The organism is Streptomyces sp. WAC03905 (genome assembly GCF_057371075.1).
Window position 1 is genome coordinate 4,572,784 of sequence record NZ_JBXYDZ010000003.1, and the last position, 20,252, is coordinate 4,593,035.

Here is a 20,252-nt window from a genome sequence, read left to right on the forward strand (position 1 = left end):
AAAGCCCTTCTTATTCCGTGCTTGTCGCCGCCCTGGTCCGGGATTCCTCCGCCGCCCGGCTCTTGACCGTCGCGGCGTAGAGGTCCACGTACTCCTGGCCGGTCAGAGCGGATATCTCCTGCGTGATCCGGGTCGTCACGGCGCGGCGCACGCGCCGGTCGTCCTCGCGTCCGGCGTGCTCGGGAAAGGCCAGCGGGGCGCCGAAGCGGACGTCGAAGCGGGAGACATGGAGCCGTTTGGCGCCGGCCGGGTGCACCCGCTCCGTGCCGGTCAGCCCGCAGGGGACCACCGGTGCCCCGCTCCGCAGCGCGATCCAGGCCGTGCCCGTGTTGCCCTTGTACAGGCGGCCGTCGGGGGACCGGGTGCCCTCGATGTGCACGCCCACCCCGTGCCCCTCGCGCATGATCCGCAGCGACGTCTCCAGGCCCGCCATGGTCGCGGAGCCGCTCGTGCTGTCCACGGAGATCATCCCGACGGAGCGGAAGAACAGCCCCTGCAGCCTGCCCTTGAGGCCCGGCATCTCGAGCCACCCCTGCTTCCCGACGAAGTACAGGCGTCGCGGCACCAGCAGGGCGATGAATATCGAGTCGAAAAAGGACAAGTGGTTCGCCGCGATGATGAAGGGGCCGGACTCCGGCAGGTTCTCGACACCGCTGACACGGGGCCGCAGGACGAGCTTGAGCGGAATGAGGAGAAGCCGCCTCAGCAGCATCCGGAGCATGTGCAGGTCTCCCTCTCTGAACGTCTCGGCCGAGCGTTCACCGGGAATATAGGAGGGGTCGACAGGGCGGGCAAGGCTGGTTTAGCGCCGCGGTCAGCGGGATGAAAGTGCCGCTTTAGCCGGGCGTAGTCCACCCGTTGTTAGGCTGCTGCGCGTTTCACTGCTCAGGATTCAGAGACGAGGATGTCGTGCCCCAGCCCGCCGATCTTGCTTCCGTCCGTGCCTTCGTCGAGCGCGAGCTCGTCGACTTCGGGGCGGAGCCCGACGCGATCACGGACCAGGCCAGGCTGGAGGAGCTGGAGATCGACTCGCTCGGCGTCGTCGAGCTCACCGCGTCCGTCAAGCGCGAGTTCGCCGTCGACGTCCCCCTGGAGGCGCTGACCAAGGACCTCACCGTCGCCGCGGTCGTCGCCCTGATCCAGGACGCGGCCGCGGTCTGACCGGACGGCGTCGCGCGGGGAGGGCCGGTCCCGGATCACCATCCGGGACCGGCCCTCCCGCGTACCCGCGGGACGGTCAGCCGGCGGACGGGTGTTCCGCGTCGAAGGGGGCGTAGCGACGCCGCTCCCACGGGTACGCCGGCAGGTCGACGACCCGGCGCGGCAGGTCCGGGAAGGCGGCGGCGGCGTCCGCCGGGACCTCGCTGACCTCCGGCGGGGTCCGGCCCTCGGCGACGGCGCTCAGCGCGGCCGCCGCCCGGTGCCGGTCGGCCGCCGCGACCCGGACGCGGGTGGCCAGGGCCGTGCGGCCGTGGGTGACGGTGTAGGCGAAGGCGGCGTACTCCTCGTCCTTGATGCCGCCCAGTCGGGCGGCCAGCCGTCCCGCGTAGGACCGCAGCGCGGCGGGGGTCCGGGCCGACACCTCGAAACCGGTCACGGCGACGGCGGCCGGCTCCGGCTCCGGATCAGGTGCGCCGAGTACCACGTGCGCGTTGGTGCCGCTCATCCCGAAGGAGCTGACGCCCGCGTAGGCCCCGGCGCCCGCCGGCCACGGTTCCAGCCGGGTCGGGATGCGGAAGTCCGTCCCCGACAGGTCGATCCGCGGGTTCAGCGTCGTGAAGTGCGGTACGGGCGGCACCGCCCGGTGCCGCAGGCTCAGCATGGCCTTGATCAGCCCCAGCACGCCCGCCGCCGACTCCGTGTGGCCCAGGTTCGCCTTGGCCGAACCGAGCAGGACCGGCGCCCCCGCGCCGCCGGGCCGGCCCAGGGCCGCCGCCAGCGCCTCCACCTCGATCGGGTCGCCCAGCGAGGTACCGGTGCCGTGCGCCTCCACATGGCCGATGTCGGCCGGCCCGAGGCCCGCCTCCGCCAGCGCCCGCTCCACCAGCCGGGTCTGCGCCAGCACGTTGGGCGCGGTGAAGCCCGAGGCCCGGCCGTCGTGGTTGACCGCCGAACCGTGGATGACCGCGTGCACCCGGTCGCCGTCGCGCACCGCGTCCGCGAGCCGCTTGAGGACCACGATGCCGCACCCCTCGGAACGGGTGAAGCCGTTGGCCCGCGCGTCGAACGGACGGCACACCCCGTCGGGGGACAGGGCGCCGGTGCGCGCCGCGAGCGCGGTCCCGTGCGGTGACAGCACCAGGTTCACCCCGCCGGCCACCGCGATGTCGCACTCCCCGCTGCGCAGCGCCTGCCGTGCCAGGTGGACCGTCACCAGCGAGGAGGAGCAGGCCGTGTCCACGGCCATGGCCGGACCGGTCAGGCCCAGCGTGTGCGCGAGCCGCCCGGCGGAGAAGCAGTGCCCGTTGCCGGTCGCCCAGTACGAGTCGGGCCCCTCGCGCATCCACTCGCGGTAGTCCTGGCCGGTGATGCCCACGTACAGGCCCGTCGCGGCGGCCGACGCCCGGCCGGCCGGGATGCCGGCGTCGTCCAGGGCCTCCCAGACCACTTCCAGCAGCATCCGGTGCTGCGGGTCCAGGGAGCGCCCCTCGCGGGGTGCCACACCGAAGAACGGGCCGTCGAAGTCCAGCACCCCGTCCAGGAACCCGCCCCGGTGCGGCACGTCGTCCCAGGCGTCCCCGAAGGGGGCCCGCCGCGACGGCGGGATCGGGCGCACCGCGTCCGTCCCCGACGCCAGCGCCGACCAGTAGCCGTCGAGGTCCTCGATGCCGCCGGGGGCCCGCAGGCCCACGCCGACCACGGCGACCGGCTGGGCGCCCCGCAGCGCCGCCAGCTCCTCGCGCAGGGCGCGGATGGTCTCCATGGCCCGGCTCACCGGGGTGGCGCGGGCCGCGCCCTGCGCCCTGCCGTCGTCCTGTGCCACCGTCAGGCCTCCTGTTCCGCGAGCCGCTCCACCAGCGCGCCGGCCAGCGGCCGCAGCGCCCCGTACGTCCACAGGAGCGTCGGCGACAGCCGCAGCCCCAGATCGGCCTCCAGCCGGTTGCGCAGCTCCAGGCTCATCAGCGAGTCCAGCCCGAGGGACTTGAGCGGCGTCTCGCGGTCGATGGAGTCCGCGGACAGCCGCAGCACCCGGCCGGCGAGCTGCCGTACGCGCTCCTCGACCACCGCGTGCCGCTCCCCCTCGGGGCAGCCGCCCAGCAACTGGCGGAAGTCCCCGCCCGAGCCGGTGCCCGGCTCCCGCGCGGTGCGCAGCAGGCTCCAGCTGGGCAGGCCCGCCGCCGCCGGGTACGTCTCGAACCAGCGCCGCGGGTCCAGGGCCACGTATCCCACGAGGCTCTCGCCGTCCGCGAGGAACGACTCCAGCGCCCGCCAGGCCTCGGCGGCCTCGAAGCCGTCCATGCCGCGGTCCGCGAGACGCTCACCGCGCTCGGCGGACCGGGCCGCCAGGCCGATGCCGTCGAAGGTGCCCCACTGGACGCTGAGGGCGGGTCGGCCCGCGGCCCGGCGGGCCACCGCCAGCGCGTCCATGTACGTGTTGGCCGCCGCGTAGGCGGACTGTCCGACGTTGCCGACGAGCCCGGCGGCCGAGGAGAACAGCACGAAGAGGTCGAGCGGGTCGTCCGCCGTCAACCGGTCCAGTTCGGCGGCTCCGTCGACCTTCGGCGCCAGCACCCGGGCCACGTCCGCCGCGTCGAGGTTGCGCACGACGGCGTCGGACAGGACGCCCGCCGCGTGGAACACGCCGCGCAGGGCGGGGAGTTCGGCCCGAATGCGGGCGAGGGCCAGGTCCAGGGAGGTGGCGTCGGCGACGTCCGCGTGCACCACCGCGACCTCGGCGCCCGCCGCGCGGAGCGCGGCGATGCGGTCCGCCGCCCGCGGTGACGGCTCCGAACGGCCCACCAGGGCGAGGGCGGTGGCGCCGCGCTCCACCAGGTGCCCGGCCAGGGAGAGCCCGAGGTCGCCCAGGCCGCCGGTGATCAGGTAGGTGCCGTCGGCGCGGAACCGGCCGTACGGCAGCGGGTCCGCCACCACCCGCTCGACGCTCTGCGGTCCGTACAGCACGAACTTGCCGATGTGGTCGCCGTGCGACATGGCGCGCAGCGCCTCGGCGGCGTTGCCGAAGGTGTACTGGGTGACGGGCAGGGCCGTGAGCCGGCCCGCCTCCACCTCGTCCCAGACCGCGCGGAACAGCCGGGCGAACCGCTGGGGCCGCCGCATGACGAGCCCCTCCAGGTCCACGGCCGCGAAGCTGACGCCCTTGCGGAAGGGCGCGAGGCCCAGCGTGCGCTCGCCGTGGATGTCCTTCTTGCCGACCTCGACGAACCGGCCGTCCTCGGCGAGCACCTCCAGTCCGCGCGCGATGGCGGCGCCGGTCAGCGAGTTGAGGACGACGTCGACGCCGCGGCCGCCCGTGCGCTCCAGCACGGCGTCCGCCCAGGACAGGTCGCGGGAGTCGAAGACGTGCGCGACACCCAGTTCCCGCAGGTAGGCGCGCTTGGCGGCGCTGCCCGCCGTCGCGATGACCTCGGCGCCGAGCATCCGGGCCACCTGGACGGCGGCCAGCCCCAGGCCGCCCGCCGCCGAGTGGACCAGGACGGTCTCGCCCGGCTCCACGCGGGCCAGGTCGTGCAGCGCGTACCAGGCGGTCGCCAGGACCAGCGGCAGCGCGGCGGCGTCCTCCTGCGTCATCTCCTCCGGCACCGGCCGGGCGTGGTCGGCGCGGACCGTCACGTGCGAGACGATCGCGCCGAACACGCACGCCACCACCCGGTCCCCGACGCGGAACCCGCTGGTTCCGGGTCCCACCGAGACGACCCGGCCGGAGCAGTCCCCGCCGAGCAGCTCCTTGCCGCCGGCCTCGTCGGGGTAGGTCCCCACGGCCTTCATCACGTCGATGAAGTTCAGGGAGGCCGCGTCCACCTCGATCTCGATCTCGCCCGGTCCCGGCCGCCGGCGCACCAGCGGCAGGTAGCGCAGGGACTCCCACAGCCCGGGCCGCGGGCCGGGGTGCAGCCGGAACGGCTGACGGCCCGTGTACGGCAGCGGCGCGGCGGTGTCGTCCGGGCGGTGCCCGCCCCGCTCCAGCCGGCCGGCCAGCCGCCGCTCCCCGCGGCTGAGGACCTGGTCCTCGCGCTCGGCGTCCAGGAGTTCCCGTACGACCCCGGCCGCCCACCCCTCGTCGCCCGCGGTGTCCACCAGGCGTGCCGCGAGCCCCGGGTGCTCGCCCTGCAGCACCCGTACGAAGCCCCAGTACAGGGCGGCGCCCGGGTCGGGCGCCTCGTCGGCCGACGCGGCCTGCGCCCGCGTGGTCAGCACCGTCAGACGGGGCGCCACCGGCCGGTCCGCGCAGGCCCCGGCGAGCGCGCCGAGCGCCACGAGGCCCGCCCGCTGCTCCTCCTCGCCCGCCGCCCGGTCCGGGGCGACGAACACCACCTCCCCGCCCTCGGCGGCGCGCAGCGCCTCGGCCCAGGCAGGCGTCGCGCCGGACCGGGTCCGCGGCAGCGTCACGGCGGTGCCGCCCAGCGCCCCGGCCACCTCGACGGCGGCGGCGCGGACCGAGTCCGGGCCGCACACCAGCCAGGGGCCGTGCCCGGCGCCCGGTTCCCGGCCTGCGTACGGGCGTTCGCGGAAACCGAACCGGTGCACGCGCTCGGGGGCCGGCCCGGAGCGCTCGCCCGTGTTCAGGCGGCGCAGCGCCAGCCCGCTCACGCGCGCCACCGGCTGGCGGTCCGGCCCGTACAGGGCCAGGTCGAAGAGCCCGTCCGGCCGGCGCACGGCGTGCACCCACAGCTCCGTCAGGTCCGAGGGCCGCCCCGGCAGCAGCGCGAGCCGCTCGATCGCGACGGGCACCACGGTGTCCTCGTGCCCGCACAGCGCGAGGGAGACCTGGAACGCCCCGTCCCACAGGGCCGGGTGCAGGACGAACCGGCGGGCGCCGGGCCGGCACTGCTCGGCCAGGGACACCCGGCCGAGCGCCTCGTCGCCGCGCACGCGCAGTTCCCGCACGCCCTGGAAGGCCGGGCCGTAGCGCAGGCCGCGGGCGGTGCAGGACCGGTAGAACGCCGCGGCGTCGTCGGCCGGTTCCCGCAGCAGTGCGCCGGGGAAGACCGGCGGGGCCGCCTGTTCGGCGCGGTAGGAGGCGTGCGCCGTCACGTGCCGCGTCCAGCCGTCGGCGCCGTCGGGCAGCGACAGCACCTCCAGGCCGGCGCCCTCGCCGGCGTCCTCCCGCCAGACACCGCCCAGGTGCAGCCCGCCGTCCGCGAGGGTCATGTCGCTGAGGAAGGACAGGCCGCGCAGCGACTGCGGGACACCGCCGGTCCGGGCGGCCGCCGTGCCCAGGCACAGCTCGATCGAGGCGGCCGCGGGCACGACGACGGCGTCGTGCACCTGGTGGTCGGCGAGCCAGGGGTGGGACGCGGTGCCGATCTCGGTGGTGCCGTGCCAGGTACCGGCCTCGGTCGGCAGCGGGGCGAGCGGGAAGGCGAACGCGGCCGAACGGCCCGCTCCGCGCTGCGGCGCACCGACCCAGTAGCTCTCGCGCTGCCACGGGTAGGCGGGCACGCCCGCGTCGCGCGACGTCGGGCGCGGTCCGTACGCCGTCAGGCCCGCGACGTGGCCCTGCGCGAAGCTCTCGGCGAGGTCCTCGGGGGCGCCGCGGTCGCGGTGCAGGGTGGCCAGCACGGCCGGCGGCTCCTTGCGCAGCGCGCCGATCTGCTCCAGCGCCGGCACCAGGACGGGGTGCGCGCTGACCTCCACGACGTGGGTGACGCCCTCGTCCAGGAGCGCGTCGAGCGCCTGCGCGAAGCGCACCGGGCGGCACAGGTTCTCCACCCAGTACGCGCCGTCCATCTCCGGGCCCGCCAGCTCGGCGGCGCGCACCGTGGACATGAGCGGGATCGCGCCCTCGCCGGGCCGGACGGGGGCGAGCACCTCCCGCAGTTCGTCGGTCAGGTCGAGCATGAGCGGGCTGTGCGAGGCGTAGTCCACGTTGATCAGGCGGCAGTACGTGCCGTCCGCCTCCAGGAGTTCCTTCAGCAGCAGCACCGAGTCGCCGTCGCCGGACAGGACGCAGGAGCTGGGGCCGTTGTGCACGGCGAGCGCCACGCAGTCCTCGAAGCCCTCCAGGGCGGCGGTGGCCGCGTCGGCGTCGAGGTCGACGGCGAGCATCCGGCCGGTGCCCGCCGCGGTGCGCAGCAGGACGGCGCTGCGCCGGGCCACGACGAGGGCGGCGTCCTCCAGGGAGAGGATCCCGGCGACGGTGGCTGCGGCGATCTCGCCCTGGCTGTGCCCGACGACGACGTCCGGTTCGACGCCGGCGGTGCGCCAGGCGGCGGCCAGGGCGACGGACACCGCCCACAGCACCGGCTGGACGATGTCGACGCGCCCCGTCCAGGCGTCGCCGTCGCGGCCGGTGAGCACCTCCGTCAGGGACCAGTCGGTGTGCGGGGCGAGCGCGGCGGCGCACCGGTCGATCACGGCGGCGAACTCCGGGTCCTCGGCGTACAGCCGGGCGCCCATGGCGGCCCACTGCGAGCCCTGGCCGGGGAAGACGAAGGCGGTACGGCCGCGGTCGCGGGCCCGGCCCGCGACGGTGCCCGGCGAGGTGGCGTCCGGGTCGGCGGCGTAGGCGTCGAGCGCGGCGCGCAGGCCGTCGCCGTCGGTGGCGACGAGGCCGGCCCGGAAGGGGAACTGGTCGCGCTGCCAGCCGAGGGTGGCGGCGATCTCCCGCGGTTGGGCGCCGGGTGCGTCCAGGGCCGCCCGGACGTCGCGGGCGCGCTGGACGAGCGCCGCCTGGCTGTGGGCGCTGAGCGGCAGGACGAAGGGCGCCCGGCCGCGGTCCGGCGGCGCGGCCCCGGTGGCGGGCGCCGCGTCGGCCGGCGGGGCCGCGGTGATCACGGCGTGGGCGTTGGTGCCGCCCCAGCCAAAGGAGCTGACGCCCAGGTAGACCGGGCCGCCGTCCGCGGGCAGCGGCAGCGGTTCCCGTACGACCTCCAGGCCCAGTTCGCCGAAGGGGATGTCCGGGTTGAGCTCGGCGGAGTGCAGGCTGGGCGGCACGACGCCGTTCTTCAGCGAGAGGACCGCCTTGAACAGGCCGGCGAGCGCTGCCACCGGTTCGAGGTGCCCGATGTTCGTCTTCACCGATCCGATGCCCAGCGGCCGGCCCGCCCGCTCGGGGGCCCGGCCCAGCACCCTGCCCAGGGCGGTCGCCTCGACCGGGTCGCCCGCCCGGGTGCCGGTGCCGTGCGCCTCCACGTACGCGACCCGGTCCACGGGGATGCCGGAGTCGGCGTAGACGCGGCGCAGCAGGTCCTCCTGCCCGGCCAGGCTGGGCGTCACCAGGCTGGTGCCGCCGCCGTCGTTGTTCGAGGCGGTCCGCACGATCACGGCGTGCACGCGGTCCCCGTCCCGGCGGGCCCGCTCCAGGGTCTTGAGGTAGACGGCGGCCACGCCCTCCCCGCGGACGAAGCCGTCCGCGCCCGCGCCGAAGGCGCTGCACCGGCCCTTGGGGGAGAGGCCGCCGAAGTGGGTCAGCCCGATGGTCACGTCCGGGGTCAGCATGAGGTTGGCCGCGCCGACCAGTGCGCCGTCGACGTCGCCCGCCCGGATCGCCTGGCAGGCCAGGTGCAGGGCGACGAGGGAGGACGAGCAGCCGGTCTCCAGGGTCAGGCTGGGGCCCGTGAGGCCGAGGAAGTAGGAGATCCGCGCGGACAGCATGTCGAGGGCGTTGCCGGAGATGGAGTGCTGGGTCGGCCGGGCCCCGCGGTCCTCGCGCAGCCGCTCGTAGTCCTGCCACAGGCCGCCGAAGTAGACGCCGGTCCGGGTGCCGCCCAGGCTCGCGGTGGGCACTCCGGCGTCCTCCAGGGCCAGCCAGCTGGTCTCCAGCATCAGCCGCTGCTGGGGGTCGAGGACCTCCGCCTCGCGCGGGGAGACCCCGAAGAAAGCGGCGTCGAACTCGTCGATGCCCTCCAGGAAGCCGCCGTGGCCCTGGATCTCCTTCTCCGGGTCCAGGGGCTGGTCGGTCTTCCAGCGGGCCGAGGGGATCGGGCGGATTGCGTCGCCGCGGTCCATGAGCAGGTCCCAGAACCGGTCCGTGTCGGGAGCCTCGGGGAATCGCCCCGCCATCCCCACGATGGCGATCAGCTCAGCCGGGTCGTGATGCACTTCCTACCTCCGTACGGCAGGGGGCCGGAGCTCCGGTTCTCCCTGGTTCGTTCATGGGTTCTGGTACGCGGGCCGGACGGACCGGCGGGCGACGGCCTACGGGGTGCGCAGCACCACGGCCGCGGCCTGGCCGTGCGCGTCGGTCGTCAGGACCAGCGCGGGCCCGCCCGCCAGGTCCCGCGGGCCGTCCGAGGTGGCGACGGCCGGCAGTTCGGGATCAGGGCCGCCGCGGCGCGCGGTGGGCGGGGCGCACCGCGCGGCGAGGGCCCGCGCGGTCAGCGCGACCTGGAGCAGTGCGGTGGCGCCGGCGCAGTCCCCGAGGGCCCCGAAGGGGCTGTGGACGGGGGTGCCGGAGCCGACGGCCCCGTGCACGGCGAAGGCCTCGGCGCGGTCGGTGTGCGGATCGCCGGCGGCGGAGGAGCAGACGAGGGCGAGGTCCCCCGCCCGGACGCCGGCCTCGCGCAGGGCCGCGGCGACGGCGGGGGCGGCGGCGCTCGCGCCGTCGGCGCCGCCGCGCAGGGTGCTCACACCCGCGATCTCGGCATGCGCCCGGGCCCCCCGGGCCCGCGCCCGGTCGGCGTCCTCGACGACCAGCACCACGGCCGCCTCACCGGGCGGGGCGCCGGTCCGGCCCGCGCCGAACGGCCCGGGTGCGCCCGCCCGTTCACCGGCGGCCAGCCGCAGCGGGTCCAGCACGTCCACGGCCGCCACGAGCACCACCTCCGCCTGCCCGGTACGGACCTGGTCGGCGGCGACGGTCAGCGCGTGCGCCCCGGAGCAGCGGCCGGCCGTGACGGTGACGATGCTGCCCTGTGCACCGGCGGCGATGGACAGGTCCGAGGCCGCGGCGTTCAGGCTGCCCTGCGGGCCCGCGTACGGGCTGACCAGCTCCGGACCGAGGGTCAGTCCGTCGCGCATCACCCGGAGGTAGCCCGTCAGACCGGCGGCGGCGGTGCCCAGGACGACGGCGGTGCCCTCCGGGTCCGGGGACGTCTGCGGACCGAACCCGGCGTCCTGCCAGGCGAGCATCCCGACCCGGGAGACCAGCAGGGACTCGCGGCTGAGCGCCCGCAGCCGCCTGCGGCCGAAGGCCGGTACGTCCGGCAGGTCGTCCGCGAGGGCGCCCGCCGTGGCCTTCACCACGCCCGGGTACAGGCCGTCGGTGGCCGCGGCCGACGTGAATCCGGTCCGCCCGGCCAGCAGCGCCTCCCAGGTCGCGTCGAGGCTGCCGCCGAGCGGGCCGGCCAGGGCGATGCCGGTGACGGCGGCCGTGGGGCTCATCGTGCGCTCCCTGCTGTGCTCATCCGGGTGAAGACGGTGCATGCGGTGTTGCCCCCGAAACCGAAGGCGTTGTTGACGGCGACCCGTACCGGCGTCTCGCGCGCCCGGCCGCGTACGACGTCGACGTCGCACTCCGGGTCCAGGTCGACCAGGTTGGCCGTGGGCGGGACGACCCCGTCGCGCAGCGCCAGCACGCACGCCACGGCCTCGATGGCGCTGGCGGCGCCCTGGGTGTGCCCGAGGGCCCCCTTCAGCGAGGTCACGGCGGGTGTGCGGGGCCCGAAGACGTCCCGCAGGGCCTGTGCCTCGACGCGGTCGTTGGAGGGGGTGCCGGTGCCGTGCGCGCTGACGTGGTCGACGCGGTCGGGGGAGATCCCGGCGGACTTCAGGGCCCGCAGCATGGAGCGGCGGGCGCCGCTGCCCCGGGGGTGCGGTGCGGTCATGTGGTGGGCGTCCGCCGCCGAGGCCCAGCCCGCCAGTTCGGCGTGGACGTGCGCGCCGCGCCGGCGGGCGTGCTCGTAGGACTCCAGGACGAGGGCGGCCGCCCCCTCCGAGACGATCAGGCCCGCGCGGTCGCGGTCGAAGGGCCGCAGGACGTCCGGGGCCAGTGAGCGCAGGCTGGCGAACATCATCATGATGCCGCTGGAGAGCTCGTCGACACCGCCCGCGATCATCACGTCGGCGCGGCCCGCCCGGATGGTGTCCGCGGCGTGCGCGAGCGCGCTGTTGCCCGAGGCGCAGGCCGTGGCCACCGCCAGGCCCGGGCCGTGGAAACCCAGTTCGCGGGCGACCGCGTCGGTGAGGTCCGGTGCCGGCCGCGGCACCGGGCCCGCCGCCCCGGCGCCGTCCGCGCCGCGGTGGAAGCCGGTCACGGCGGGTTCCAGTCCGGCGCGGCTGCCGAGGAGCGTGCCCAGGCAGACGCCGGCCCGGTACGGGTCTCCGGTCCACCGGTGGATGCCCGCGTCGGCGGCGGCCGCCGAGGCCGCGGCCCGGGCGAGCGCCAGGCTGCGCTCCCCGCCGGACCGCGGCGCGTCGAAACCGGTGACCTCGCCGGCCAGCGCGGCCGGGAAGTCGGCCGCGTCGGGCCGGGTCAACGGGCCCGTGCCCACCACCCCGCGGACCGCGGCGTCCCAGAAGCCCGCCACGGTCGTGCCGATCGGCGTGAGCACGCCGAGCCCGGTCACGACGACCCGTACGGGCCCCCTGTCCGCTGCCATCGCTGCCATCACCGCGCTCCCTCAGTTGCTGATGCCGCCATCGACCCGGATCACCTGTCCCGTGATGTAGGCGGCGCGGTCCGACGCGAGGAACGCCACGGTCTCGGCCACCTCCCCGGCGGTGCCGATCCGGCGGAGCGGGACCGTGGCGATGACGCCGTCGCGGGCCTTCGCCGTCATGCCGTCGGTCATGTCCGTCGCGATCAGGCCGGGTGCCACCACGTTGGCGCGGATGCCGAAGCGGGCCACTTCCTTGGACAGCGACTTGGTGAAGCCGATGATCCCGGCCTTGGAGGCCGCGTAGTTGGCCTGTGTGGCGCTGCCGCGGACGCCCGCCACGGACGACACGGTCACGATGCTCCCCCGGCCCTGCTTCATCAGGGTGAAGACGGCGGCCCGGCACACGTTGTAGGTGCCGGTCAGGTTGGTGTCGATGACGCTGGTCCAGGCGTCCTGGCCCATCGTCACCAGCGGGCCGTCCTGGACGATGCCCGCGCTCGTGACGAGCGCGTCGATCGCCCCGAGCCGTTCCTGCGTGCCCTCCAGGAAGGCCCGTACGGCGTCGGCGTCGGTCACGTCCACGGACGCGTCGAAGACCCGGCCGCCGTGCTCGGCGGCGAGCCGCTCGACCGCGTCGGCGTCGGCGGGCCGGGAGCGGTAGCAGTAGCCGACGTCGTACCCGTCGGACAGGAAGCGCTCCACGACCGCGCGGCCGATGCCGCGCGACCCGCCGGTGACGACCGCGACCCTGCGCGTGTCGTGCGGCATCAGGCGGCGAGCTTCTCGGCCAGCAGGTCGTGCACGACCTTGAAGGACCGCATCAGCTGGAGGTTCGACTCCTCCATCTTCACCTGGTACTTGCGCTCCAGGGTGACGAGGATCTCCAGCGCCAGCAGGGAGTCGACGTCGAGGTCCTCCTTGAAGTCGGCGGTGTCGGTCACCTCGGAGGGGTCGACGTCCAGGATCTCGGCGATGGTCGCGCGGAGGTCCTCGGTGTCCAGTGCGGCGGCGGTGCCGGTGGTCTGCTCGGGCATGATCGTTCTCTCCTGGGGTGGGTGTGCGGGGGCTGCGGGGAGGAGCCGGAGGGTCGGACGGGGGTCAGACGAGGCCCTCGCCGCCGTCGACGTCGATGACGTTGCCGGTCATCCACGACGAGTCGGTGGCCGAGAGCATGACGACGGCCTCGGCGACGTCCTCGGGGACCGTCAGTCGGCCGTGCGGGTTCGATTCGGTGGCGTAGCGGGCCAGGCCGTCGCTGCCGGGGATGCGCAGCAGCGCCGGGGTGAGGGTCAGTCCGGCGCGCAGGGCGTTCACCGAGACGCCGGAGGGGGCCAGTTCGACGGCGAGCTGGCGCACGTGCGAGGCCAGGGCGGACTTGGCGGCGGACACGGCGCCGTAGCTGGGCATCACCCGGCCGTCGCCGCGGCTGGTGAGCGCGAACACCTTCGCACCGCGCGGCAGCAGCCCGGCCACGTACAGGTCGCGCACCCAGTACACGAGGCTGTGGCCCATGACGTCGACGGTCATGTCCATCTGCCGCGGGGTGATGACGTCCTCCCGGGCCTCCCCGCCCTCCGCGCCGGGCTGCGGGAGGAAGGGCAGCAGGCTGCCGAAGGCGAGGGAGTGCAGCAGCACCCGTACGCCCTCCGGCCCGGCCAGCTCCTTGAGGACCGGCACCAGTTCGGCGCGGGTCTGCTTGCTGGCGGCGTTGACGTTGTGGAAGGACACCTGCACGCCCGTCGCGCGCAGCTCGGCCACCAGCTCGTCGGCCTCCTCCTGTTGCGCCGCCGTGCCGAAGTGGACGCCGAAAATGTTGGCGCCCTCCCGGGCCATGGCCAGGGCGGTGGCCCGGCCCATGCCGCTGGAGGCGCCCAGGATCAGGCACCAGGAGCCCTTGAGGGAAGTCAGCATGCGTACCTCTCAGTCGGTGTGTTGGGGGGTGTGTGCCGTGGCGAGCGCGACGTTGCCCGCGCGGGAGGCGGTGACGACGAGCCGGCGGCCGGCGCCCGCCGGGCCGGGGCGGGCGGCCAGCCGGACCACGGGGGCCAGGGCCCCGGCCCGCGCCCCGGACCGGCGCGTGGACACCGGTACGCGGTCCGCGCACCAGGAGCGCAGGGCGTCGGCGACGGTGTCGCCGACGGGCGAGGGGTCGGCCAGCAGCTCGACCTCGTCCGGTACGGGTCCGCCCGCTCCCAGCGCGTCCAGGGCCTGCCGTACGGAGTCCCGGGCGCGCCGGCGGCCCTCCGCGGCGGCCAGCGCCGGCGGCGGGACGAAGCGCAGTACGGTCCGCAGCACCGCGCCGCCGTCCGGTACGGGTCCGCCGCCCGGGCGCAGCACGAACAGGGCGGCGCCCGCCTCCGGTACGGCGTCCCCGGCCCGCGGATCCGGGGCCTCGGCGGCTCCGGCCAGGGTCACGGCGGCGCGGCCCGCGGCCAGTTCGTGGGCGGCCAGGTGCAGGGCCTCGACGCCCGCCGCCCGCGGCGAGGTCACGGTCAGGTTGAAGCCCTTGAGCCGGTGCTCGGCGGACAGGCGGCCGGCGATGAGGTTCACCGCGAAGTACGGCACGGCCATCGGACTGAGGGCTGCGGCGCCCTCGCGGCGTACGGTCTCGTCGACGGCCGCGTGCAGGGCCGCCACGGCGCTGTTGGTCCCGACGACGGCGCCGCGCAGCTCCGGGGCCGGCGCGAGCGGGTCGGCCACCCGGCCGGCGTCCTCCAGGGCCGCCCGGGCCGCCGCGAGCAGGTACTGGCAGGCCGGCGGCAGGTACTTGTACCCGCGGCCGAGCCGTGCCCGGTGGTCGAACCAGCACTCCGCCGGGCCGGTCCCCTCCGGCGGCAGGACGAGTCCCGCGCCGTGGACGACGGACTCGGCCACCACGACCCGTACCGTCACCGTGCCCCGCCCCCGAACACCATCGTGAAGTTGCTCCCGCCGAACGCGTACGCGTTGACCATGACGTTCGGCCGCCGCAGCGCGGTCGGCCCGTCCTGCGGCAGCCAGACCGGGCACTCCGGGTCCGGCTGCGCGAGCGGGACGTTCGCCGGGATCTCCCCGTGCCGGGCCATCAGTGCCGCGGACACGGCGGCGAAGGCGGCCGCCGCTCCGGCGGTGTGCCCGATGAAGGCCTTCAGGCTGAACAGGGGCGTGTGCGCGGCGCGTTCGCCGAGCACCTCCCGCAGGACCTGGTACTCGACCACGTCGTTCTGCCGGGTGCCGGTGCCGTGCGGGATGACGCACCCGATGTCGTCCGGCGCGCGCCGGGCCTGTGCCAGAGCCGCGCGGGCCACCCGCACCAGCTGCTCGCCGCCGGGATCGGGCGCGGTGGGGTGGTGGGCGTCGCAGCTCCACGCCGACCCCAGGACCCGGCCGTAGACGGGCCGGCCGGCCGCGGCGCGGGCGGACTGCAGGACCAGCACGGCGGCCCCCTCGCCGAAGACGGTCCCCCGGCGCCCGGCGTCGAACGGCCGGCAGGTCTCGGGGTCGGCCGCGCCCAGTCGGCTGAAGCTGGCCAGGGGCACCCGGGCGATGCCCTCCGCACCCCCGAGCAGCACGGTGTCGGCCTCGCCGCGGCGGATCAGGTCCACCGCGACGGACAGCGCGTACCCGCTCGCGGCGCAGGCGTTGCTCACGCTGATGTTCGGCCCGAAGGCGGCGAGTTCGGCGCCGACCGCGGCGGCGACGGAGAACATCGGCTCCCAGGACCCGGCCGGCCGGGCGGGCGCCTCCTCCCCGGGCAGTGCGCCGGGCGGGCCCCCCTCGCGGCCGCCGCTCTCGCCGACGGCCGTGCCGATGACCACGGCGGCCTCCGCGACCTCGTGCGCGGTCAGGCCGGCGTCGGCGACGGCCTCGCGGGCGGCGGTCAGCGCGAACCGCGCGGCACGGCCCAGGGCGCCGGGCGAGGCTTCCGCGGTGCCGCCGGCGGGCACCTGGTAGGCGAGTACGTCGGGCACGTGCTCGGTCAGACCCGGTACGGGGGCGGGCCGCGAGGCGGCGGCCTGCAGGCCGGTCCAGAACGCGTCCGCGGTGGCGCCGAGGCAGCTGACGGCGCCGATTCCGGTCACCAGGACGTCGGGGGTGGCAGAGGGGCGCAAGGGTCAACTCACTCTCGTGGGAGCCGCGGACGGCAGCGCGTACGGCAGCGCGGCCGGCCCTGCGGCCGACTCCGCGGACGGCTGCGCGGCCGGCCCGGCGATCAGCCGGCGGACGGCCTCGGCGAACGGTCCGGGCCGCTCGGTCATCGGGAAGTGCCCGCACTCCCGCAGCAGTTCGAGCCGCCCCTGCGGCAGCGCGGCCGCCAGCAGCCCGGCGTCCCGCGGCGGCGCGAAGCGGTCCTCCTCCCCGGCCACGACGAGCACCGGGAGGTCGAGGCGGGCGACGTCCACGAAGGGGCTGCGCAGATAGCTCTCCCAGAAGCGCGTCCAGCCGTACGGGCCGACGCGGTCGCGCACCAGCAGGGCCATGTCCCGGCGGGTCCGCGGGGACAGCAGGCGCGCCGAGGCGATGCCCAGTGCCTCCTCGAACACCTCCTGGAAGATGCCGAGGTAGTGGCCGGCGTCGTCCCAGCGGAAGTCGGCCGGGTCCCGGCGGTGGAAGGGCGACACGGCGACCAGGGCGCGGGGCCGTCCGGCGCGCGGGGCGCGGGCGAGGTGCTCGACGGCGAGGACGGCGGAGAAGGAGTGCGCGACGAGCACGTCGGCCCCACCGGGGACCGCGTCCAGGGCCCGTCCGATCCACTCGGCGGGGTCGCCGCGGTGGCTCCACGAGGTCGGGCCGGCCACTCCCCAGGGCAGCTCGGCCGTCCACAACTCCACTTCGGCCGGAGCGTGTTCACCGAAGGCCGTCCAGGCGGTCGCACTCGCGGCCAGCCCGTGCAGGGCGAGCACGCGCACCGGTCCTGCGACGCGGGCCGGCCGCTCCATGCGGACCGCGAGACCGTTCCCGCCCATTCGCACCCCGTTCCTGGATCATTGCGGCCGGTTCCTCGAAATAGTGGCGACGATCCGGAAATTGCGATTTGCTGCCAAGTCGACGGCGAGCGTACCGGGGGGATGCTAAAACGACACTAAACAGTTCTGTGGGCAAGTGTGTTGTGCCGGGTGAAGGCAGTACTTAAGGCGGGCTTTAGGGAGCTTTTTAGGGAGCGTGTTTAGGCTTTTGCGGAAGTCGAAACGAGGAGAGAGCGATGCTCGATAAGGTCATAGACCGGCTGCACGATCCAGCGGTCTACGCCCTGCCCGCCATGGCGTTGCTGATCGTGATCGAGATGCTGGCGATCAAGTTCGGCGACGACCACGACGAGCGGCCCGGATACGACCTGCGCGACCACCGCGCGAGCATCCTCACCGGCTTCGGCGCGCTGTTCTCGTCCACCGTGCTGCGGACCGTGGCGCTCGCGCTCTACCTGCTCGTGTACGAGTACGTGGCGCCCTGGCACCTGTCGTCCTCGTCCTGGACCACCTGGGTCGTCCTCTTCTTCGGCGTGGAGTTCCTCCTCTACTGGTACCACCGCGCCGCGCACGGCATCCGGCTCATCTGGGCCGGCCACCAGGTGCACCACTCCAGCCAGTACTTCAACCTCTCGACCGCACTGCGCCGCAAGTGGGCGCAGTGGTTCGAGAAGATGATCTGGCTGCCGCTCCCGCTGCTGGGCGTCCACCCCGCGCTGGTCTTCACGATGCACTCGGCCCACCTCGTGTACGGGCTCTTCGCGCACACCGAGAAGATCGGGAAGCTGCCCCGCTGGTTCGAGTACGTCTTCGTGACGCCCTCGCACCACCGCGTGCACCACGGCAACGACCCGGAATACCTGGACAAGAACTTCGGCAGCATCCTCATCCTCTGGGACCGGATCTTCGGCACCTTCCAGCCCGAGGTGCAGCGGCCCACGTACGGCCTCACCAAGCAGATCGAGACCTTCTCCATCTGGAAGATCCAGGTCCACGAGTTCGGCAACATGTTCCGCGACGTGCGCGGCGCGAGCACGCTGCGCCACAAGCTCGGCTACGTCTTCGGCCCGCCCGGCTGGAAGCCGGCCGCGGACGGCGCCGGCGGGCCGGCGGCTCCGACCGCCCCGGCGGCCGCGGGACAGCCGGGTGAGCTCCTGACATGAGCGGGCCGACCGGACACACCGCGGCCGCGGAGGGGCGGCGCGGGGCGCCCTCCCCGCCGCGCCGCGGGGTGCCCTCCCCCCCGCGCCGCGGGGTGCGGGGCCACCCCTGGCTCACCCTGCTGACCCTGTCGGTCGGCGCCATGATGGTCTCGCTCGACGGCACCATCGTCACCGTCGCCCAGCCCGCCATGCAGGCCGACCTCGACGCGAGCCTGACCGGCATCCAGTGGGTGACGAACGGCTACCTGCTCGCCGTCGCCGCCCTCCTCATCGCCGCCGGCAGGCTCGGGGACCGCTACGGCCACCGCACCGTCTTCCTCGTCGGCGCCGCCGGCTTCACGGTCACCTCGGTGGCCATCGGCGCCTCCGACAGCCTCTGCCCGGTCATCGCCCTGCGCGTCCTGCAGGGCGTGTTCGGTGCGCTGATGCAGCCCGCCACCCTCGGCCTGCTGCGCACCGCCTTCCCGGCCGACCGGCTCACCATGCCGATCGCCGTGCGCAGCGCCGTCATCGCCGCGTCCACCGCGGCCGGCCCCGTCGTCGGCGGCCTCCTCGTCGAACACGCCTCGTGGAGCTGGGTGTTCTTCCTCAACGTGCCGCTCGGCGCGCTGGCCCTGGCCCTCGGCGTCACCGTCCTGCGCGACGTGCGCGCCGAGCGGGACCCGGGCCGCCCGGACCTGACCGGCACGGTCGTCCTGGGAGCCGCGCTGTGCCTCTTCGTCGGGGGCCTGGCCACGGCCGCCGACCAGGGCCGTCCCGACGCGCGGACCCTGGCGCTGCTGACCGCCGCGCTGCTCCTCGGCGCCTTCTTCACCTGGTGGGAGCGGCGCACCGCCGACCCCCTCGTACCGCCCCGCCTCTTCCGGTCGACACGGTTCACCGTCGGCGTCCTGACCATGCTCGCCATGTCCTTCGTGATGTTCGGCGCGCCCTTCGTCCTGATCTTCTACCTGCAGAACGTGCTGGGGCTGACCCCGGCCGAGTCGGGCGTCCGCGTCCTGGGGCTGACCCTGCTGATGATCGTCGGCGCGCCCTTCGCGGCGATGTGGATCAGCCGGTCGGGACCCCGGGCCCCGGTGGTCGCCGGTCTGCTCGTCACCGCGACCGCCATGTGCGCCCTGTCCCGTCTCGACGCGCAGTCCGGGACGCTGGAGACGACGCTGTGCTTCTTCCTGCTCGGGCTCGGCTTCAGCCCGGTCATGGTGGGCGCCACCAAGCTCGTCATCAGCAGCGCACCGGTCGAACTGTCCGGTGTCGCCGGCGGCATGCAGCAGACGGCCATGCAGGTGGGCGGCAGCCTGGGCACCGCCACCGCGGGCGCCCTCGTCGCGGCCCACGCCGCGTCCGCCCTGCCCGGGCGCCTCGCCGCGGAGGGCGTCGAGATCGCCCCCGGCGCCCTGGACGGGGCCGTCCGCGCGGTGGCCGTCGGCCTCGCACCGGACCCGGGCACCGTGGACGCGGCACGCTCCACCCTCACGGACATCGCCCGGACCGTGTTCCTGGAGGGCATGCAGCACGCCCTGCTCGCCACCGCCGCGGTCGCCCTCCTCGGCGCGGTGGCGGGCCTCTTCGCGGGCCCCGGCCGGGCGGGCTCCGAGCACGCCGGGCCCGCGGACGCGGAACCCACGGACGCGGAACCCACGGACGCGCGGCACGCGGGCGGGGGGCGCGCGAAGTGATCGAGCGGATCCTGCCCGGGTGCGTCGCCAGCTCGGCGGAGTACGCGGACGTACTCGGCGCCGTGGCCCGCCTCCACCCGGAGGAACGGGCGGCCGTGGCGCGCGCCTCGGAAGGGCGCAGGCGGACCTTCGCCACCGGACGGCTCTGCGCCCGCCGCGCCCTGGACCGCCTCGGGGTGCCCGCCGGGCCCGTGCCCGCGGGCGGCTCCGGAGAGCCGCTGTGGCCCGCCGGGGTGGCCGGCGCGATCACCCACTGCGACGGCTACCGGGCGGCGGCCGCCGTCCGGTCCGCCGATCTGACGGGCATCGGCATCGACGCCGAACCGCACGTCCCGCTGCCCCCGGGAGTCCTGGAGGCGGTCGCGCTCCCGCACGAGCGCGCCCGGCTGCGGACACTGGCCCGGTCCGGGTCCGGTGTCCACTGGGACACGGTCCTCTTCAGCGCCAAGGAGTCCGTCTACAAGACGTGGTTCCCGCTCACCGGTCGCTGGCTCGACTTCACCCAGGCCGAACTGCGGTTCCACCCGGAACCGGGCCCGGCCACCACCGGCGGGGAGTTCCACGCACGTCTCCTGGCCGACGGCCCGGAAGTGGCCGGCCGTACCGTCCGGCATTTCGACGGCCGCTGGCTGGTGGCCGACGGCCTGGTATTCACGGCCGTCACCGTATGACCGGGAGCGCGGGCAGTGGGCCGTCATATCCGGCCCTTTCCTCCGCCCCGACCGAATTGAATTTCCGGCAATT

15 protein-coding genes are annotated in these 20,252 nt (G+C 75.4%); 4 read left to right on the forward strand and 11 right to left on the reverse strand.

Features of this window, described 5'->3' with window-relative positions; translation table 11 throughout:
- Positions 1-10: 10 nt before the first annotated feature.
- Entirely contained in the window at positions 11-721 is a 711-nt protein-coding gene (locus AC2RP6_RS23200; protein WP_486447932.1) for a lysophospholipid acyltransferase family protein, read from the reverse strand.
- A gap of 188 nt (positions 722-909) precedes the next feature.
- On the opposite strand from AC2RP6_RS23200, the gene AC2RP6_RS23205 reads away from it, so the two are divergent.
- Complete coding sequence (locus AC2RP6_RS23205) at positions 910-1,161, forward strand: acyl carrier protein (RefSeq protein ID WP_486447933.1); 252 nt, start codon at positions 910-912, stop codon at positions 1,159-1,161.
- A 76-nt stretch (positions 1,162-1,237) separates the two neighbouring features.
- Here the strand turns inward: AC2RP6_RS23205 and AC2RP6_RS23210 are convergent, their stop codons facing one another.
- From AC2RP6_RS23210 to AC2RP6_RS23255, 10 genes are all read right to left on the reverse strand, one after another.
- A complete protein-coding gene (locus tag AC2RP6_RS23210; RefSeq protein ID WP_486447934.1) occupies positions 1,238-2,983 on the reverse strand; it encodes a beta-ketoacyl synthase N-terminal-like domain-containing protein in 1,746 nt (581 codons plus the stop codon).
- Between the two features lie 2 nt (positions 2,984-2,985).
- Positions 2,986-9,222, reverse strand: a complete 6,237-nt coding sequence (locus tag AC2RP6_RS23215; RefSeq protein WP_486447935.1) for a type I polyketide synthase — start codon at positions 9,220-9,222, stop codon at positions 2,986-2,988.
- Between the two features lie 96 nt (positions 9,223-9,318).
- Complete coding sequence (locus AC2RP6_RS23220) at positions 9,319-10,503, reverse strand: beta-ketoacyl synthase N-terminal-like domain-containing protein (RefSeq protein WP_486447936.1); 1,185 nt, start codon at positions 10,501-10,503, stop codon at positions 9,319-9,321.
- A complete protein-coding gene (locus AC2RP6_RS23225; protein ID WP_486447937.1) occupies positions 10,500-11,729 on the reverse strand; it encodes a beta-ketoacyl-[acyl-carrier-protein] synthase family protein in 1,230 nt (409 codons plus the stop codon). The genes AC2RP6_RS23220 and AC2RP6_RS23225 overlap by 4 nt, the downstream gene beginning before the upstream one ends.
- Positions 11,730-11,741: 12 nt before the next feature.
- Positions 11,742-12,488, reverse strand: coding sequence for a 3-oxoacyl-ACP reductase FabG (gene fabG / locus AC2RP6_RS23230; RefSeq protein ID WP_486447938.1), 747 nt, complete (start codon positions 12,486-12,488; stop codon positions 11,742-11,744).
- A complete protein-coding gene (locus AC2RP6_RS23235; RefSeq protein ID WP_486447939.1) occupies positions 12,488-12,754 on the reverse strand; it encodes an acyl carrier protein in 267 nt (88 codons plus the stop codon). The genes fabG and AC2RP6_RS23235 overlap by 1 nt, the downstream gene beginning before the upstream one ends.
- A gap of 64 nt (positions 12,755-12,818) precedes the next feature.
- On the reverse strand, positions 12,819-13,631 hold the full coding sequence (locus tag AC2RP6_RS23240) for an SDR family oxidoreductase (RefSeq protein ID WP_486447940.1): 813 nt from the start codon (positions 13,629-13,631) through the stop codon (positions 12,819-12,821).
- A 9-nt stretch (positions 13,632-13,640) separates the two neighbouring features.
- Entirely contained in the window at positions 13,641-14,612 is a 972-nt protein-coding gene (locus AC2RP6_RS23245) for a beta-ketoacyl synthase N-terminal-like domain-containing protein (protein WP_486447941.1), read from the reverse strand.
- Positions 14,609-15,811, reverse strand: coding sequence for a beta-ketoacyl-[acyl-carrier-protein] synthase family protein (locus tag AC2RP6_RS23250; RefSeq protein WP_486447942.1), 1,203 nt, complete (start codon positions 15,809-15,811; stop codon positions 14,609-14,611). Before AC2RP6_RS23250 ends, AC2RP6_RS23245 begins: the two co-directional genes overlap by 4 nt.
- A 3-nt stretch (positions 15,812-15,814) precedes the next feature.
- Positions 15,815-16,666 (reverse strand): alpha/beta fold hydrolase, encoded by an 852-nt coding sequence (locus AC2RP6_RS23255; protein WP_486447943.1) that lies wholly within the window; start codon positions 16,664-16,666, stop codon positions 15,815-15,817.
- 236 nt (positions 16,667-16,902) lie between these two features.
- Between AC2RP6_RS23255 and AC2RP6_RS23260 the strand changes: the two genes are divergently transcribed.
- From AC2RP6_RS23260 to AC2RP6_RS23270, 3 genes are read left to right on the forward strand one after another with little or no spacing between them, the layout of a single operon-like run.
- Positions 16,903-17,829, forward strand: a complete 927-nt coding sequence (locus tag AC2RP6_RS23260) for a sterol desaturase family protein (protein ID WP_486447944.1) — start codon at positions 16,903-16,905, stop codon at positions 17,827-17,829.
- Complete coding sequence (locus AC2RP6_RS23265) at positions 17,826-19,508, forward strand: MFS transporter (RefSeq protein ID WP_486447945.1); 1,683 nt, start codon at positions 17,826-17,828, stop codon at positions 19,506-19,508. The genes AC2RP6_RS23260 and AC2RP6_RS23265 overlap by 4 nt, the downstream gene beginning before the upstream one ends.
- Positions 19,505-20,179: a 4'-phosphopantetheinyl transferase family protein gene (locus AC2RP6_RS23270; protein WP_486447946.1), complete on the forward strand. Its 675-nt coding sequence runs from the start codon at positions 19,505-19,507 to the stop codon at positions 20,177-20,179. Before AC2RP6_RS23265 ends, AC2RP6_RS23270 begins: the two co-directional genes overlap by 4 nt.
- Positions 20,180-20,252: the final 73 nt, after the last annotated feature.